General features: G+C 44.0%; 1 protein-coding gene. It reads left to right on the top strand.

Annotated features, from left to right (window positions below; genetic code table 11):
* Positions 1-430 precede the first annotated feature (430 nt).
* Complete coding sequence (gene ltrA / locus QUW60_RS14895; protein ID WP_289561470.1) at positions 431-1,837, top strand: group II intron reverse transcriptase/maturase; 1,407 nt, start codon at positions 431-433, stop codon at positions 1,835-1,837.
* The last annotated feature ends 35 nt before the right edge of the window (positions 1,838-1,872 follow it).

Genomic DNA, 1,872 nt, shown 5'->3' with positions numbered 1-1,872 from the left:
TTTCTTTGTATGCTCGGCATGAGTATTAGCTAACGGGTGCAAGTCCCCAATGAGCCCTAATAGCGGGAATCATACAGCCAAAAGCAAGGGTGTCCATCGCGAGTTGGAATCTGAAAGAAGCTGGCGGCAAACATCTGGTCTGACGAACAGAAACTTCATATAAGGCATATAACCGTGGGTAAGGTTGCAAAGCAAACCAAAGCCCTATAGCTATTCGGAACGGTTGATGTAAATGAAGCAGACATAAGATTGAAAGTTAATGCCCTTATCCGAGGAGGTCTCACGGACGCATGAGAATAGTGAAAAAAAAATCGAAATCAGCGGAGTAAAGCTTGCCGTGAGAAGTCAGCAGATGTCATAGTAGCAAACGTGTCGATAAGTTTGTGAAGGACAGAACTTTATTTAAACGATAATAATTGAAAACTACCGTATGCTGGAACGAATGCACAAAACTGGAACTGAAGTTTCAGGCTGTCCTCAGAGAGCTAAGACGGAATCTGAACGGTATGTGGGAGCGCAGACCTGCATATGGATGGTTGAAGACAATGTCGTGGAAGTACCATTTGACAGAGAGCATCTTCTGGAAGTTATTCTTTCACCCGAGAATCTGAATAAGGCTTATAAGACTGTATTCAGAAACAAAGGGTGTGGCGGTATCGACAGGATGTCATGTGATGAACTTCTCCCATGGCTCCTCACCAACAGGAAAAGCCTGATATGCTCTGTGCTTGACGGCAGCTACCGTCCCAATCCTGTCCTTAGAGTGGAAATTCCTAAGGATAACGGCAAGATGCGACAGTTAGGAATACCGACCGTTGTAGACCGACTGATACAGCAAGCCATCAACCAAGTACTGACCCCCATCTACGAACCTCAGTTTAGCCAAAACAGTTTCGGTTTCCGTCCGAGACGTGGCTGCCATGATGCATTACGCAGAGCGAAAGACATCGTCAATTCAGGTTACAAATATGTAGTAGACCTTGACCTCGAGCGATTCTTCGATACAGTATGCCACAGCCGTCTGATAGAAATACTGAGCCGTACAATAAAGGATGGAAGAGTGGTGAGTCTTATACACAAATATCTCCGCAGCGGAATCCTGAATCATGGTATGTTTGAGGCGAGCAACGAAGGCACTCCACAAGGTGGTCCTTTAAGTCCCCTGTTAAGTAATATCATGCTTAATGAACTCGACAAGGAGCTAACCCGAAGAGGTCATCTCTTTGTTCGGTATGCTGATGATTCAATGATATTCTGCCGAAGTAAAAGTGCGGCGAAACAAACCAAGGAGTCTATTACCCGATTTATAGAGGGTAAACTTCATCTTAGAGTAAACAAGGAAAAGACAACCGTCTCATATGTCAAAGGTGTCAAATACTTAGGTTATTCCTTTTATAACTCCAAAGGTAAATTTGAATTATGTGTACACCCCAAATCCAAAGTCACGATGAAGCTCCGTTTGAAAGGGCTGACAGGTCGTAGCAATGGAATGGGTTATGAACGTAGAAAACAAAAACTTAAGGAATATATAAGAGGCTGGATAGGTTATTACCACCTTGCCAACATGAAACGTCTTCTCCTTGAAACAGACGAGTGGTTACGACGTCGCATACGAATGTGCATATGGAAATCTTGGAAAAACCCTAAGACGAGAATATCAAATCTGATTCGATGTGGAATCCCTAAGAGGAAAGCCTATGAATGGGGTTATACTCGACTGGGGTACTGGCGTATCGCTGACAGTTGGATAACACACAGTTCTATGACTAACGAACGACTAAAAATTGCCGGGTATCCAACCCTTTATGACGAGTATCTCAAATGGTATCCTAAATAAAGAACCGCCACGTGCGGAACCGCATGCGTGGTGGT

Origin of the sequence: Bacteroides gallinaceum (genome assembly GCF_030373775.1) — a bacterium.
GTDB classification, from domain to species: Bacteria; Bacteroidota; Bacteroidia; order Bacteroidales; family Bacteroidaceae; genus Phocaeicola; species Phocaeicola excrementipullorum.
The sequence above is the reverse complement of the archived record's forward strand: the minus strand, read 5'-3'. Positions and strand labels throughout refer to the sequence as shown.

Bases quoted from the DNA above. Each gene is read 5' to 3' on its own strand.
- ltrA (WP_289561470.1), top strand. From the start codon at position 431: ATGCTGGAACGAATGCACAAAACTGGAACTGAAGTTTCAGGCTGTCCT.